The sequence below is a fragment of the Merdibacter massiliensis genome (assembly GCF_900155395.1).
Lineage (GTDB): Bacteria > Bacillota_I > Bacilli_A > Erysipelotrichales > Erysipelotrichaceae > Merdibacter > Merdibacter massiliensis.
This window is the reverse complement of record NZ_LT699724.1, coordinates 163,513-178,355: the sequence shown is the minus strand read 5'-3', so window position 1 is coordinate 178,355 and position 14,843 is coordinate 163,513. Positions and strand designations below refer to the sequence as shown.

At 36.9% G+C, this 14,843-nt stretch carries 13 protein-coding genes and 1 tRNA gene; 1 reads left to right on the top strand and 13 read right to left on the bottom strand.

The genetic code is table 11. From position 1 onward, the window contains the following. Positions 1 to 332: 332 nt before the first annotated feature. The 11 genes from BQ9859_RS05655 to parE all read right to left on the bottom strand — a co-directional run bounded on the left by BQ9859_RS05655 (position 333) and on the right by parE (position 10,859). Complete coding sequence (locus BQ9859_RS05655; protein WP_075877272.1) at positions 333 to 1,451, bottom strand: 5-methyltetrahydropteroyltriglutamate--homocysteine S-methyltransferase; 1,119 nt, start codon at positions 1,449 to 1,451, stop codon at positions 333 to 335. A gap of 110 nt (positions 1,452 to 1,561) precedes the next feature. Further along, entirely contained in the window at positions 1,562 to 2,467 is a 906-nt protein-coding gene (locus BQ9859_RS05650; RefSeq protein WP_075877271.1) for a LysR family transcriptional regulator, read from the bottom strand. Positions 2,468 to 2,555: 88 nt separating this feature from the next. Continuing rightward, a tRNA-Leu gene (locus tag BQ9859_RS05645) sits at positions 2,556 to 2,642 on the bottom strand. A gap of 206 nt (positions 2,643 to 2,848) precedes the next feature. After that, positions 2,849 to 3,547 (bottom strand): biosynthetic peptidoglycan transglycosylase, encoded by a 699-nt coding sequence (locus BQ9859_RS05640; protein ID WP_143404383.1) that lies wholly within the window; start codon positions 3,545 to 3,547, stop codon positions 2,849 to 2,851. Positions 3,548 to 3,644: 97 nt separating this feature from the next. Continuing rightward, on the bottom strand, positions 3,645 to 3,866 hold the full coding sequence (locus BQ9859_RS05635; RefSeq protein ID WP_075877269.1) for a YneF family protein: 222 nt from the start codon (positions 3,864 to 3,866) through the stop codon (positions 3,645 to 3,647). A gap of 121 nt (positions 3,867 to 3,987) precedes the next feature. Beyond that, positions 3,988 to 4,248, bottom strand: coding sequence for a hypothetical protein (locus tag BQ9859_RS05630; RefSeq protein ID WP_143404382.1), 261 nt, complete (start codon positions 4,246 to 4,248; stop codon positions 3,988 to 3,990). Positions 4,249 to 4,282: 34 nt separating this feature from the next. Beyond that, on the bottom strand, positions 4,283 to 5,221 hold the full coding sequence (locus BQ9859_RS05625) for a DMT family transporter (protein ID WP_075877267.1): 939 nt from the start codon (positions 5,219 to 5,221) through the stop codon (positions 4,283 to 4,285). A gap of 27 nt (positions 5,222 to 5,248) precedes the next feature. Continuing rightward, positions 5,249 to 5,584 (bottom strand): hypothetical protein, encoded by a 336-nt coding sequence (locus BQ9859_RS05620; protein WP_235846401.1) that lies wholly within the window; start codon positions 5,582 to 5,584, stop codon positions 5,249 to 5,251. Between the two features lie 161 nt (positions 5,585 to 5,745). Then, a complete protein-coding gene (locus BQ9859_RS05615; protein WP_075877265.1) occupies positions 5,746 to 6,324 on the bottom strand; it encodes a TlpA family protein disulfide reductase in 579 nt (192 codons plus the stop codon). A gap of 78 nt (positions 6,325 to 6,402) precedes the next feature. Continuing rightward, positions 6,403 to 8,928, bottom strand: coding sequence for a DNA topoisomerase IV subunit A (gene parC / locus BQ9859_RS05610; RefSeq protein ID WP_075877264.1), 2,526 nt, complete (start codon positions 8,926 to 8,928; stop codon positions 6,403 to 6,405). Beyond that, positions 8,925 to 10,859: a DNA topoisomerase IV subunit B gene (parE, locus tag BQ9859_RS05605; protein WP_075877263.1), complete on the bottom strand. Its 1,935-nt coding sequence runs from the start codon at positions 10,857 to 10,859 to the stop codon at positions 8,925 to 8,927. The genes parC and parE overlap by 4 nt, the downstream gene beginning before the upstream one ends. A gap of 221 nt (positions 10,860 to 11,080) precedes the next feature. Between parE and plsY the strand changes: the two genes are divergently transcribed. Next, entirely contained in the window at positions 11,081 to 11,710 is a 630-nt protein-coding gene (gene plsY, locus BQ9859_RS05600; RefSeq protein WP_075877262.1) for a glycerol-3-phosphate 1-O-acyltransferase PlsY, read from the top strand. A gap of 51 nt (positions 11,711 to 11,761) precedes the next feature. Here plsY and BQ9859_RS05595 read toward each other — a convergent pair whose 3' ends face one another. Next, positions 11,762 to 12,772: a glycosyltransferase family 2 protein gene (locus tag BQ9859_RS05595; protein ID WP_075877261.1), complete on the bottom strand. Its 1,011-nt coding sequence runs from the start codon at positions 12,770 to 12,772 to the stop codon at positions 11,762 to 11,764. Continuing rightward, positions 12,765 to 14,834 (bottom strand): sensor histidine kinase, encoded by a 2,070-nt coding sequence (locus BQ9859_RS05590; RefSeq protein ID WP_075877260.1) that lies wholly within the window; start codon positions 14,832 to 14,834, stop codon positions 12,765 to 12,767. Before BQ9859_RS05590 ends, BQ9859_RS05595 begins: the two co-directional genes overlap by 8 nt. Positions 14,835 to 14,843 lie beyond the last annotated feature (9 nt).

The following is a 14,843-nucleotide window of genomic DNA, read 5'->3' as shown; positions in this document are numbered from 1 at the left end:
GTTTGTTTAGCTCATTTCTTACGCTTCGCTTTTCTTTGCTAGCGTCTTTTCTTTTCTTATCCGGACTTGCGTCCTTCTTCTTTTTTTTGAATTGACGTTTCTCTGTTTGGTTTTCAAAGATCGAGCTCGCAGCACCTCGCTGCGTGCTCAGTTATAATACCACTCCGTTTCTCCCTTGTCAATTCTTTTTTCTCACTTTTTTTACTTTTTTCCTTCTTTTCCTCCTCTCCCGCTCTCTATATCCTTCTCGTCGCTTCCTTTAACCATGCTTTTTCTTCTAAAACATTACAAAAAAAAGAAATGGAACTAATTCCACTTCTTTCTCATTTTAGCTATTCTCCCCATACGTTTTCTGCAATCTGCTTCACGAGAATCAACTTTTTCCATTGTTCTTCTTCAGTTAATTTATTACCGATCTCGCATGAAGCAAAACCGCATTGCGGGCTCAAGCATAGATGTTCAAACGGGACAAATTTCGCTGCTTCATGAATACGTGCCACGATATCTTTTGGATTTTCCAATTTTGGAGATTTTGAAGTAATCAGACCTAACACAACTTTTTTATCCTTTGCTACAAAACGCAGCGGCTCAAATCCTCCAGAACGCTCATCATCAAACTCCAAATAAAAACCATCTACTTTTTCATTTTCAAAAAGAACTTTCGCAATAGGTTCATAACCGCCCATGGACGCCCAGGTCGAATGATAATTTCCACGGCAGACATGTGTATTGATCACAAGATCTGAAGGCTTGTTTTCAAGCGCAAGATTATTCAGACGTAAATACTTTTCTGCTGTCTTTTCACGTTCCGCAGCCGCATTAGACACATTTTGCCAATATCGATCATCACAAAGCAAGCCCCAAGTACAGTCATCAAATTGAATGTTGCGGCAACCTGCTGCATACAAATCTGCTATCACCGTTCTATATGCAGCCGCAATATCTTGGATCAAACATTCATCATCAGGATAATATTTTATGGTATTATCCCCATTATCACCGCGAAATAATTCCGCATAGAGCTGAGCCGGTGCAGGTATCGTTTGTCTGGCAACTGTGTTCTCATCCTCAAATTGTTTAACAAATTTGAAATGTTCTATAAATGGATGGTGTCTGCCATCTATATTTCCAGAAACAGCAATCGAACCGCGCGTAGTTTCTTCTCCGTGAAAGAAGTACCCATGATCTAATTCAATATGTTTTATTCCGTTTAATCCCCACATAAAATCAAGATGCCAATAACTGCGGCGAAATTCCCCATCTGTTATCACATGGTATCCGAGTTCCTTTTGCTTTAAGATCAATTTTGAAATTTCATGATCTTCTACTTTTCTTAGTTCTTCGTCATTGATTTTTCCTTCTGCATGATCAATCCTTGCTTTTTTAAGAGTTTCCGGTCTCAAGAAACTTCCTACGAAATCATATTTGAATGGTGCATTTTCTTTATACATTGTAGTTCCCTCCGTTTACTTCACATGCACCATTACACCACAATGTCCGTTTTCTGTAAAATACATAAAAACATGGCTTCACCATAACTTTTTGCTATATCGACAAGTCATTAATTTCGATAGGTATATTTTTTTAAGGCATCAATATAATAAATACCCAGTTTGCTTAAAACTGCTTTTTTATGTGTGATAACTCCAATATGCATTTCACCCTCTGCACGAAGCGGAACAGCAATGATATTTTCGCCATTCAATTCTTTATCAATCACACCGCTACAAACTGTATATCCATTTAATCCAATCAACAAATTAAATAAGGTTGCTCTATCCATTACTCGGATATTTTTAGAACGTTGAATCGTACTAAAGATCTCTTCTGAAAAATAAAAAGAATTATGTTCCCCTTGTTCATAAGAAAGATAAGGGTACTGAACAAGATCTTCCATATCCACAACTGCTTGCTTTGCCAATGGATTGTTTGCACTTACAAAAATATGCGGCCGGGCAGTAAATAATTCTGTAAATTCAAGATCATTCGCTTTTAACAATTTCTGAATCACCATCTGATTAAATGCATTATAATATAAAATACCGATTTCACTCTTCATCCGAGACACATCATCAATGATGGAAAAAGTCTGTGTTTCTCTTAGACTGAAATCATATTCCTCTCCACCGCATTCTTTAATCAAATCCACAAAGGCATTTACAGCAAATGAATAATGCTGCGTTGAAACTCTAAATTCCTGTTTCCCTCCAACATGATTCTTATATTTCTCTTCCAGCAATGCCGCTTGTTCTAAAACTTGACGTGCATAACCTAAAAAAACCTCTCCTTCTTTTGTGACAGAGACGCCTTTATTCGTCCGATCAAAAATGAGGATCCCCATTTCTTTTTCCAATTCTTTGATGGATTTAGTAAGACTGGGTTGTGATAGAAATAAATTCTTTGCCGCTTCCATGAAAGTGCCGCTCTTGGCAACTTCTACTATATATCTTAATTGTTGTAAAGTCATAATGCTCCTAATTGCTCGTTGTATTAAATCTGTAAAGTTCAAGTTAGAAATGAACAAAAAAAAGCCATCACTGGCTTTTCTTTTCATATGGTGCCCGAGGCCGGACTCGAACCGGCACGGTATCGCTACCGACGGATTTTGAGTCCGTTGCGTCTACCAGTTTCACCACTCGGGCATTGCTCGTATATAATAACAGAGTCTTTTATATTTTGCAAGGCTTTTTTTTACTTTTTTTAATCTTTGAATAAAAAAAGACACATATGTTATTTCATATATGTCTTTTCTCCAATTATTTCAAGAAATATCCATCATATTTTAAAAGAAAACAAATGCCCTCTATCTTTACCATGCAGTTTTGCTACATCTATACTCTTCGAAACATCACCCTTCTTCTGTAATTTTCAACATCTCTTCTTCTATTTTCTTCTCCTCTACCATCGCTTCCAATACAAGTTTCTGCTTTTCCTTCGCCTCAGTATAATGGTTGCTTAATTGATAATTATTAGGTGACTGCGGAATACCTGCCAAGAGGCTGGCTTCATCTAATGTCAGATCTTTAGGAAGCTTTCCAAAATAACCCAAGGATGCTTCCTTAATTCCAATATAGCCATCACCATAATTAATCACATTTAAATATAATTCAAGAATTTCTTTCTTTTCATATTTCCCTTCTAGCTCATAGGTTAAAAAAGCTTCCGTGATCTTACGTGTTATCGATGTGTCATAAAACAAACTGTATAAATTCTTGCATAACTGCTGGGAAATCGTACTACCGCCACTAGGATCTCCGATACCAAACAAATTGCTGAGAACTGCCCTTGCTACGCCGGCAATATCGACACCATGATGTACAAAAAAATTTTTATCTTCAATACTTATTGTAGCATCAATGAGATATGGAGAAATATCTTCATATGAAACGTAATCTTCTTTTGTTTGAATCTGTTGAATCAAGGAATCCAACGGCTGTTTATTAATTAAGTCTTCATAAGATTGATGACCGCGATATAACAAGACCGCACTTCCTACAACACTGACCAATAAGAGCAGACATACTGCTATTTTAATGATACGCTTCAAAATACCACCATCTTTCATCAATCACAGTATAACATGTTATGATTTATTCGTTTGCAATCTTTTAAAAATGTAAGAAAAAAAGCACAGTATGCTGTGCTTATCGGTTTGCATTCACTGATTTCATTATCTGCTTGATCTGTGCTTCAGACGGTTTTCTTCCCATCTGCAAGAACATCGCACGAATCATTTTTTCATTAATCGGTGGATTTTCCTTTAATTCTTTTTCAAATTTCTTTCTTGTGAAATAAAATCCTAAAATTAAACCTATAACTAAACCAACCAGCGTACAACCAATGGATAGCCCTAAATCGAAACTCATTATATAATCCTCCTAACACTATAGAATATTTTACTATTATTTTTTATCATTGACAATACATAAATAAAACAAAACCTTCAAATAGAATTCACATTTAAAAGTTTATTTAAAACAAAAACTTTCAGATAATGATCCAGCAATCATAAATCCTCTCCAATAAAGATAACCACGGATTGCCATCAATGTTATCCAAAAGGAAGTGACGGCTGCAAACCTTGATCTTCCATGCATCTTCTTTTGTAACAGAAAAAAGAAATAACTCATCATCAGCTGTATACTGCAAAGGCACTTGAAAAAAAGTGCATGCACGTTTGCGAAATTCTTCCTTATCCACATATGCAACTATCTTTCCCTTCGTATCAAATTGTATAATATTCTCCATAAGCGAAAGATGCTCATTTAAAAAGGATTGAAAATCATGATTCGTTGCGTAAAAATGCATTGTGATCACCCACATCACTATAACAATCGTCCGTTTCTAACTTTGTCGAATTTTGTTTTTTATCCACTTTATGATATTCAACGATCAGTATCGAGCATAAAATCAAGATGCCTCCAAAAATCATAAACAAACTGATTTTTTCATGCAAAAGCAGAAACGAAAAGATACTGGCAAACAATGCTTCCATCGACAAGATCAAAGAGGCACTGTTTGCACTTGTATATTTTTGAGCCGCTGTTTGTAGAAGAAACGCCAAACACGTTGAAATTGCAATCATATACAATGCACTTAAGATTGCCTGCATGCCAATACGTAAAGGTGGAGCACCAAACAAAAGAGCACAGAAAGTTGAAAAAACTGCTGCTATCAACATCTGCATAGCATTGATGACCAATACATCTTCACTTTTGGTAGCCCAATCCAATGCAATGATATGAAAGGCAAAAAACACTGCACAAATCAATGAAAAGAAATCCCCCAAGCCAAAAGAAATCGCGCTTCCTTTTAGCGTAAGTAAACCTATGCCCCCTATACACAGAAAAGACGCGATCACTTGTCGATAGGATGGCCGTTGATGAAACAACATCCAATAGATATAAGGGACAAACATCACATTTGTGGTTGTTAAAAAAGCATTCTTGCTTGCTGTAGTGTACTGCAGGCCAAATGTCTGAAACGCGAATGCCAAAAATAAAAAAACACCTGCAACAGATCCTTTCAATAAGGTTTTATGTTCCACTTTTCTTAGTCTGGGAAAAGCAATCAAAAAAGAAAGCATAGCTGATCCAACAAAACGAATCATCAGTACGTAAAAAGGATCAAAACACTCAAGAGCAGCAGATGTCGCGATAAAGCCCCCTCCCCATATGATTGTGACAATAATCAAAAGTAAATTTGCAACGCTTCTTTTCATCTTCAATCCCCCCTTCTGCATTATTTTTTAGATGATACCATCCCTTTTTATTTTTTTCAACTTAATCTTATTAAAAATTCCAATAATTGCTTTATTTATGTCCATCATAGAAACCACATGGCATATCGTTTTCATAGACGGGTTGCACAAAGTAAAAGTGATTCCCCTAAAAACCTTTTCTATCTCTATAGAATAATTTGCCTTTCTTTGCAAAGCCTGGCTTCTTGCAGATTCTCTATTTGTCTTCAAGATAAAAACGATATGATACCAAGTATCTGCATAACGTAAAAGTATACCCTCTTTTGTCCAAATACAATAAAATTCACTGCTTTCATATAATAAAATTTGTATTCTATGTGCCATATTCTCTTTCGTATGAATAATGATCAACGGATAATACCAAGTCTGCAACGCATTGATCCACATATGCAATGATTGTATTTGCTTCACATTTTTGCTCCTTCATTTCATTATATGCATTAAAAAAATGCATAGCTTCAGCATATGCACTTTTTTAACATGAATCAATTATTACAAACCAACGCATCAAACATATCTTGATAAATATTAGTTAATTCAATAATTTCACTGTCATTCATCACACGTTCATGTGCGTTATGTGTACTGACAGTTCCTTCATGAGCAGAAACAACTGTTCCATCTTTTATCACAACAACAAAAGGAACATACATTGCTTTATTTCCATCGTCATCTTCCGATAAAAAATCATTCAGATAAGAGAATATCTTATTACGAATATCTCCTTGCAATGTATATTTTTCACCATCGTATGTTGGTGCATAACAGATTGTAAGACCCTTCGCCTTTGCTACTTCATCCATGATCGGTATTGCTTCCGCGCACCATGGGCAGCCAACATAACCAAAATATACAATTGCACTTTGCTTATTTTCAAAAATAGAAAGGACATCTTCCATTGTTTTTTCATAAAAAACGTGTTCTTGGTCAGTTAATGTGCCATAAGCGCTCATATCTGCCCGTTCTCCTTCTTGTTCCAGCATTTTTTCAGGACAAGCGTCATTTCCTTGCGCACTGCAGCCACACATGAAGATTGCGATTAATAAAATCATTATTTTTTTCATGATCTCACATCCTTTTAAAATAGTTACTATAAGTATAGCATCCCTTATCTTCTATCTCCATACCTTTCTTTGAACTTTTTATTTATCATCAAACAAGCTCATTTGTCCATCAATATAGTCTTCTTCAAACAAATCTTCTATCACTGCATCATTCTGCTCTGTTTCTTCTTTTAAGACCGGTTCATATTCGATGCGTCCAAAAGGTTCATAAAAGAAGAAATTTTCTGCATGTGGAATCGGATTTGAAAATGTAGAATCGCAACTCATCAGCGGAATATCTTTCATTGTCATAAAATGCGTTTCATCCGTTACAAAAGTAAATGAATCATTTAGATGTAAACAGCGGATTTGGGCAATGACATAGGGTTTGCTTTTCATGCGTTTACAGATGCGAACACCCTTTGTTGGTCTGCCTAAGACAGGGATGTCACTCATTTTAATACGTTTCATCGCACATTGATCACTAATGACAAGCAATTGTGCAGAATCGTTATGATAAATACATCCGGAGGCTATCTGTCCTTCACCTGTGTTCATTGCTTTTACCCCTTTTGAACGAGTCGATGTTTCTGGTATGAGCTGAATCGGGTAACGAGTTACAAACCCATTGGTGGAAGCAACCAAGATTTCATCATTCTCATAAGCAAACAGGCACGCAATGACAGAATCATCATCTTCCAATTTGATATTTATCATCGTTTTCGAATTTCTGACGGTTTCCAGATCTTTGACTGCTGTACGTTTGATCATCCCTTGTTTTGTCAATGTAATGATAAATCCGGCAGTATCGAAATGACTCAGGACATAGGCATTGATGATTTTTTCTTGAGAAGTGATACGCAACTTGGAACTGATGTGACTGCCGATATCTTTCCATTTTGCATCATCCAATTCGTAGACAGGCAAATAACCGTAAGTTCCGCTTTCACTAAAAAATAACAAGGTATCTAAAGTGTTTACTTCTCGATAGCCAATCAGCACATCACTATCTTTGCAACCGCTCATCACATCGTTAGATGCGTTATAAGAACGAAGTGATACACGTTTCGCATACCCATCTTTTGAAATTGTGCACATTACTTGTTCATTGGCAACCATTTGCCGTTCATCAATGACAATCTCTTCAATTTGAGATTCAACCTGCGTTCTACGCGGCGTAGGAAATGTCTTTTTCACTTCTTTCAGCTCATCGATCATCACTCGGCGCAATCGCTTTGGATCAGCCAATATTTCATTTAGATCTTCTATTTCATTAACAAGCTGCATATATTCTTCTTTTAACTGTGTAATATCTGTATTGGATAAGCGATATAAACGCATGGTAACAATTGCCTCGGCCTGCGGTTCGGTAAAATCAAAAGTTTCCATTATTTTATTTTTAGAATCTGCTTTGTCTTTTGAAGCACGAATCAATGCAATGATCTCATCTAAGATAGATACCGCCTTGATCAGTCCTTCCAATACGTGACAGCGTTTTTCCTTTTTGTCTAAATCGAAACGGCTTCTACGTAAAACGACATCCTGACGGTGTGCGATAAAAGCATCTAACATGCCCGCTAGACCTAGTTGAACAGGGCATTTGTTTACGATAGCGATCACATTATAGTTATAGGATATCTGTAAATCTGTGTTCTTATATAGATAATTTAAAATCGTTTGTGCAGAAGCATCTTTTTTTATATCAACAACGATTCGCAAACCGTTACGATCGGATTCATCGCGCACGTCCATGATACCGTCAATTTTTTTATTTAATCGAATATCATCAATTTTCTTCACAAGTGCGCTTTTTACAACTTCATATGGAATCTCATGGACGATTAACTGCTGTATCGATTTTGTCTCCTCTATCGTGACCTTGCTTCTTACAATCACTTTTCCTTTCCCGCTCTCAAATGCCTGACGGATGCCATCGAGACCTTGGACAGTTCCTCCAGTCGGGAAATCAGGCCCTTTTACATACTGCATCAATTCATCTAATGTACATGCAGGATGTTGAATACGATAAATGGCGGCATCCAACACCTCTGCCAGATTATGTGGAGGAATGTTTGTTGCATAACCGGCGGCAATACCGGTAATTCCATTGACAAGCAGGTTCGGATAACGAGAAGGAAGTACAGTCGGTTCCATTTTTTCATCATCAAAATTCGGAGCCCATAATACAGTATCTTTATCAATATCCATCAACATGAAGTCGGCAATTTTTGAAAGCCTTGCCTCTGTATAACGCATAGCTGCTGCCGGATCATCATCAATCGATCCATTGTTACCTTGCATATCGATCAACGGATTTGTAATCTTCCAATTTTGAGACATACGTACCATCGCGTCATATACGCTGGAATCTCCATGCGGGTGATAATTGGCAATGACATTTCCTACTGTTTTTGCAGACTTTCGATAAGGTTTATCGTAGGTATTTCCATCTTCATACATAGCAAATAAGATACGGCGCTGTACAGGTTTCAGCCCATCACGTGCATCCGGCAATGCTCGATCTTGAATGATATATTTCGAATATCTTCCGAAACGATCGCTCATGATCTCTTCCAAAGGAGTTACAATCACATGCTGATTCAGGTTTGTCTCCTTTTTTTTCATCGTTTCTTCACCTCCTCGCTATAAGCATCTTCTAATGTGAAAGATACATTATTTTCGATCCATTCTCTTCTTAGATCTGCTTTATCTCCCATCAAAACCGAAACTCTGCGCTCCGCACTAACTGCATCTTCAATATCCACTTGAATCAATGAGCGTGTTTCTGGATTCATCGTTGTATCCCATAACTGATCTGCATTCATTTCACCAAGACCTTTGTAACGCTGCAGTGTATATCCTTTTGGAAACGTCTCGCGTAATTGATCCAGTTCTTCATCGCTCCAGGCATATTGGATCTGTTTTCCTTTTTGCATTTTATATAAAGGCGGGAGAGCAATATACAGCATGCCTTTATCAATCAGATCGCGCATATAGCGATAAAAGAAAGTTAGTAAAAGTGTTTGGATATGTGCACCATCGGTATCTGCATCGGTCATGATGATCACTTTATGATAATTGGAATCCTCTGCATGAAAATTAGCACCTATTCCTGCACCTAACGCATGTACGATCGTATTCAGTTCTTCATTTTTCTCTATGCTTGCAATACTGGCCTTCTCGGTATTGAGCACTTTTCCTCTTAACGGCAGGATCGCCTGGTATTTCGAATCCCGTCCTTGCTTTGCACTGCCGCCGGCGGAATCTCCCTCGACGAGATACAATTCTTTTCGTCTGGCATCCTTCGATTGGGCGCTGGCCAATTTTCCTGACAAGATTCGTTCGCTTTTGCCTTTTGTTTTTCCTTTTCTTGCATCTTCTCTTGCTTTTCGCGCCGCTTCTCTTGCACTGCTAGCTTTGATCATCTTGCGCACCAAGGCAAATGCAATTTCTTTATTTTCTTCCAGGAAGAAATTCAAATGCTCACTTACCACGCTGTCTACTGCGCTTTTTGCTTCACTCGTACCTAATTTGCTTTTTGTTTGTCCTTCAAACTGCAGCAAATTTTCGGGAATTGAACAAGACAACACGATCGTAAGTCCCTCACGGACATCGCTGCCTTCAAAATTTTTATCTTTTTCCTTCAAGAGACCATTTTTCCTTGCAAACTCATTAAAGGCTTTTGTGAAAGCATTTCGGGCTCCACTTTCATGTGTTCCTCCATCTTTGGTACGCACCATGTTCACAAAAGAAAAGATATTTTCTTGATATTCATCGGTATATTGGAATGCACATTCTACTTTGATATCATTTACTGTACCAGAAAAACTCACTGGCGGATGGAATACATTTTTATCTTCATGCAGATAATCAATAAAAGCTTCCAAGCCGTTCTCATAATGGTATACTTCTTTTCTTTGTTCTTCTTTGCGATCATCAATTACGATCATCGTTAGTCCTTTTAACAAAAATGCATTTTCCTGTGCACGTTCACAAATGCTGGAAAAAGAAAAATGCGTAGTGGAAAAAATATTTGCATCAGGTAAAAACTGCACTTTTGAACCACTTTTATTTCTCTTTCCGATTTTTTTTAAAGGGCTGATCTTTTTACCGCCATTGCTGAAATCCATTTCATATAGATCTTTTCCATCACAGACGGTCACTTTTACCCATTGACTCAAAGCGTTTACGACACTGGCACCGACCCCATGGAGACCTCCGCTGGTTTTATAACCGCCTTCGCTTGTAAACTTTCCACCCGCATGCAAAATCGTAAAAATAACTTGTAAAGATGACACACCGCTTGCATGCATACCAACTGGCATGCCGCGTCCAAAATCTTCCACACTGACAGAACCATCTTTCTCAAGTGTGATGGTGATAGTGTCACCATATCCATTCAGTGCTTCATCCATAGAATTATCAACAATTTCCCACACAAGATGGTGAAGACCTCTATAATCTGTGGATCCTATATACATACCTGGTCGCTTGCGCACAGCCTCCAGGCCTTCTAATATTTGAATACTGCTTGCATCATATTGTTTTTGTGCCATACATGCACCCCTCTTTTCAAAATCAGTCTACGATATTATAACAAAAAAAATCATTTTTTGCAGAGTGAAATCATATAGATTCATTTTTATAAATCATGCTTATATGACAGAAAGGCGCTTTCTTTAACCAATGCTTTACAGTAAAACTCTTTGCAATGAATTAAAAGAATGATAAAATAAAGCTGATTTATTGAATGATGATACACTAAGGAGGAAATTGTGTGAATGCTTTCTTTACAGTACCAACATTACTCTGTTTAGTCGTTGGTTATCTACTTGGTTCCATACCATTTGCCTTGGTCATAGGCAAAGTTTTTTATAAGACGGATGTACGTAACTATGGAAGCGGTAATTTAGGGGGAACAAATGCAGGTCGAGTTTTAGGAGCTAAGGCCGGAGCTGCGGTAATAGCCTGTGATATCTTAAAGGTTGTAATTGCTATTGCACTCAGTGCTCTTATCAGTCCCAGCACTTCCATATGGACTGGATTAGCTGCAGCAATCGGACATTGTTATCCGGTATTTGCAAACTTTAAAGGCGGCAAGGCTGTTGCTACGATGTTTGGTTTCCTATTGGCCACCAGTATCTTCACCTTTCAAAACGGTTGGTATTTGCTTGTTCCATTCATTGCTTTTTTAATTTTTCTGTTATTATTTAAAATGGTTTCCCTTGCCAGCATGGTTGCCGCCATTACTTCAAGCGTATTTATTACATGCATGCAGTATGAGCACCCTGCAATCATTATCGCAAGTTGGCTGATGACTATATTGATCATTTATCGCCATCGTTCCAATATCAAAAAAATATGGAAAGGCGAAGAAAACAAAGTATCTTGGTTACAAAGAAAGTGATGTGAGAATCTAGAACATGATTTCACATCACTTTCTTTTTATGTAATATTTTTATAGCTCTTGCGGAACGCGGTGTGTATGCTTCAATTGCTTTGCTGCAGAAGGATCGGATTGTTCCAATATCTTCAATCCTTTGCCAAATTTACATTTTGCAATAAAGAGGCAGATACGGTAAATCATTCGTAAAAAGAATGGCTGATCATAAATATTTAAATACGGCAATGCATATTTTTGAATTTCTTTACGTTTTACGAATACGATCATTGTATATAATATCAAGATATTCGTCATGAAATAATTTTGTCTATTATCAATCCCGCCATTTGGAAGAGCCTCTTGAATCATCGTCTCTTGGTATTCAAAAGCAGCACGCATCATCATTAAAGTATCGATATCCATTACAAATACACCTTTTTGGTTCATAAAGCTTCCTTTTCGTTGCACATAATGATAAAAACGCTGCGGCATGGTAACAATTGTATTCGCATTCATAAATACTTTAAAGATTGTGCAGACATCTTCAAACATGCGCCAGTTTGCTGAAAATTCAACACCTTCAAAAACACTTGCCCGAAATAATTTTCCCCATGGATAATTATTTACTTTTGTATTTTTCAATAATAGTTTTAATGCTTGCAAACGGTCCAGCACTTGATAAGAAGGCGCCCGTCTACAGAAAAAACCGAATCGGAACTCCATACGATAAAAACATTGTACGATATCAGCATTTTCTTTTTGCATGACAGCCATCATTCGTTCAACCATATCGCTATCAATATAATCATCACTATCGACAAAAAGGTAATACCCGCCATGCGCATGTTCAATTCCATAATTTCTAGCTGCACTGACCCCGCCATTCTTTTTTTCATAATAATGGAAACGAGCGTCTTGCTGACAAAAATGTTCACACAGCATACCACTATGATCTGTAGATCCATCATTGACCAAAATCACTTCGAACGGTTGATATGTTTGTGCTGCTAACGAGCATAAACAACGCTGTATATAGTTTTCAACATTATAAACAGGAACGATGATACTAACTAATTCTTCATTCATGTTTGCTCTCCTCTCTGTCCGCTTGATTCTCTTTTCTGATAGGAAGTGAAACAATAGCTTTAAACAAATCTCCATCTACCTCTACATGAAAACAACCGTTTTGTGCTTGAGCAAAGCTTCGTACGATAGCTAGCCCAAGTCCGCTGCCTTCACTTGTCCGAGAGGTTTCTCCACGGACAAAACGATGTAAAATTTCACGGGCATCAAAGCGTATTTCATGTGCACTGATATTTTTGACACAAATCGAAATATTGTTGTCCCCCATTTCATAGACGACATAGATTCGTGTGTCAGGCATAGCATATTTTACACAGTTTCCTATTAAATTGTCAAAAATTCGATAAGTTTTTTCAGGATCTGCATAAATATATCCTGCATTTTCTTCTTTTTCGATACGAATTGATAGTTTTCTTTTCTTCAAAGCACGTTCATGTTCCAAAATGACCTGCTGTATCAATTCATCAATTTTTACAGATGCTAAATGTAAAGTTAAGTTGCCGCTGTCTGCACGACTGACATCCATTAAATCTTCTACCAAATGTGTCAGTCTTTCAATACCATATGCAATTTTTTCCGTATACATCCGCTCTTGCGGCGTTAGCTCTTCTTTTTTTAACAAATCGATATATCCACGGATACTGGTCAATGGTGTTTTCAGATCATGCGACACATTGGTAATCAATTCACTTTTCATTTTCTGTGATCGAACTTCTTCATCAACCGCTTGTTGAAATAATAAATGATTCTGATCAAGAGCACTTTTTAATCTGGAAAAGATAGATAACTTTGAAAGCGGCAATGTACGATGACAAAGAAAATCAGTAATATCATTATATTCTCTGCAAAATTGCGTATAGGTCTTCGCCGTGACATAAAAAGTAAAAACACAAAATAAGCTATAAATAACGATACCGATCCATCCTAACGACAACATTGCAAAAGATAAGAGGATGACGAATAAAAGAGCAAAAAACAAAATTGTAAACAGCTTGTACACTTGTAAATATCTATATCGGTAAAATAGTTTTGCCAATATTGCATAACGACAAAGATAAGAAAAAGGATCATCCCGATCGTAGCTGCGCAGTGCCATTAATAAATTAATATATAGATAAACGGCCAACATACCAAAGACAATAAATTCAATAACAAATTGGTAAGAGAAGTCAGTATATGAGAATATCTCATTCGTATTTTGTGCAGACATGAATAGGATCGTTAAGATACAAACTTGCAGGAGCAGCGGGAAATGGCGGCCAATCCAGAATATGTGTTTATCTGAATCAGAAGGATCATACTTCTTATAAAAGCAAAAAATACCGGCAGTCACGCATGCTATCAAGAACAACATCATAAATAATTTTTCGTAAAAGAAAATCTGCTGATTTGTTGCATCGATGACCTGTTGTACATATAGAGAAGTAGAAGGAATATACACCTGATAAGTAACATTTGATGCAATTGGCTGTCGTAATGCTTCGTATAGGCTGTTTTTTATTGATAACTGCTGCTGTGAATCATAAATGCCTAAATTGGCAAAATCAATAAGTTCCAACATTGTTTGATATATTTGTTGAGCTTCCTCTACACCTGTAGATAACGCCCATAGACTTTCCTGTACCTGTTGGTTATTTAGTTTGTAAGAGGCATTTCCATCTGCATCAAAAGTAACCAATAATGAAACAAATGTATTCTTGGGAATTGCTTGAAAATTAGACTTTACTTCTTCATTTTCATCATTGACGATACGATAATAAAAATATTCATCCGGTGCTGTATCAATAAGATAACAGTACTGATCTAATTGGTTGATCAAAGAGTCTTTGATGATCGTAGGAAGCTGCACATTTGGATCAAAAACAGCTGAAGTGTCATATCCACTTGCAGCATAGTAGAGCATCAGATAATTCTTTTTCCATTCCAGCGCTAATTGCTCATTCTCTGCATAATGGATATTCCTAATTTGTTCTTGTGCATAAAAGTGAAAGAAGATGGGAGAACAAAGACCCAATAAAGCAATAGATAGAAACAATATCAATCTTTTATATATATTTTTCCGCATACGTAATTG